The sequence below is a fragment of the Oscillibacter sp. ER4 genome, from assembly GCF_000765235.1.
Classification (GTDB): domain Bacteria; phylum Bacillota; class Clostridia; order Oscillospirales; family Oscillospiraceae; genus Hominicoprocola; species Hominicoprocola fusiformis.
This window is the reverse complement of the sequence record NZ_JPJG01000097.1, coordinates 1-1,380: the sequence shown is the minus strand read 5'-3', so window position 1 is coordinate 1,380 and position 1,380 is coordinate 1. Positions and strand designations below refer to the sequence as shown.

Genomic DNA, 1,380 nt, shown 5'->3' with positions numbered 1-1,380 from the left:
GTCTTCAAATCGAACCTTCAAAACCGAACAATGTAACTTCAAAGCTCCTCTCAAGGCCTTGCCTGCTTCATTCGTAGGTCAAGCCCTCGGACTATTAGTACCGATCAGCTGCACACATTACTGCGCTTCCACCTTCGGCCTATCAACCAGATCGTCTTTCTGGGTCCTTACTCCTTAAAGGATGAGAGATCTCATCTTAGGGGGAGTTTCACGCTTAGATGCTTTCAGCGTTTATCTCGTCCGTACATAGCTACCCAGCTATGCCCTTGGCAGGACAACTGGTGCACCAGAGGTACGTCCATCCCGGTCCTCTCGTACTAAGGACAGCTCCCTTCAAATCTCTTACGCCCGCAACAGATAGGGACCGAACTGTCTCACGACGTTCTGAACCCAGCTCGCGTGCCGCTTTAATTGGCGAACAGCCAAACCCTTGGGACCGAATTCAGCCCCAGGATGCGACGAGCCGACATCGAGGTGCCAAACCTCCCCGTCGCTGTGGACGCTTGGGGGAGATCAGCCTGTTATCCCCAGGGTAGCTTTTATCCGTTGAGCGATGGCATTTCCACTCACATACCACCGGATCACTAACTCCAACTTTCGTTACTGCTCCACCCGTCGGTGTCGCAGTTAGGCTCGTTTATGCGTTTACACTCATTGCACGATTTCCGTCCGTGCTGAACGAACCTTTGAGCGCCTCCGTTACCTTTTGGGAGGCGACCGCCCCAGTCAAACTGCCCGCCTAACAGTGTCCCCCGACCGGATTCACGGCCGCAGGTTAGAAATCCAGCAGTACAAGAGTGGTATCCCAACAGCGACTCCATACAAGCTGACGCCTGTATTTCTCAGTCTCCCACCTATCCTGTACATGTACTACCGAATTTCAGTATTAAGCTGCAGTAAAGCTCCATGGGGTCTTTCCGTCTAGTTGCGGGTAACTGGCATCTTCACCAGTACTACAATTTCGCCGGGCGGGCTGTTGAGACAGTGCCCAAATCATTACGCCATTCGTGCGGGTCAGAACTTACCTGACAAGGAATTTCGCTACCTTAGGACCGTTATAGTTACGGCCGCCGTTTACCGGGGCTTAAATTCAATGCTTCGTTGCCTGACATCTCCTCTTAACCTTCCGGCACCGGGCAGGCGTCAGCCCATATACGTCATCTTTCGATTTAGCATAGACCTGTGTTTTTGGTAAACAGTTGCTTGGGCCATTTCTCTGCGACCCCCCGTAGGGGGCTCCCCTTCTTCCGAAGTTACGGGGTCAATTTGCCGAGTTCCTTAACAACCCTTCTCCCGTTGGCCTTAGGATTCTCTCCTCATCTACCTGTGTCGGTTTGCGGTACGGGCACCTTAGCATACCTCAGAGCTTTTCTCGCCTCC

At 52.7% G+C, this 1,380-nt stretch carries 1 rRNA gene; it reads right to left on the bottom strand.

The features are described from left to right. Positions 1 to 74 precede the first annotated feature (74 nt). A 23S ribosomal RNA gene (locus NI20_RS0112695) occupies positions 75 to 1,380 on the bottom strand; the annotation flags it as partial.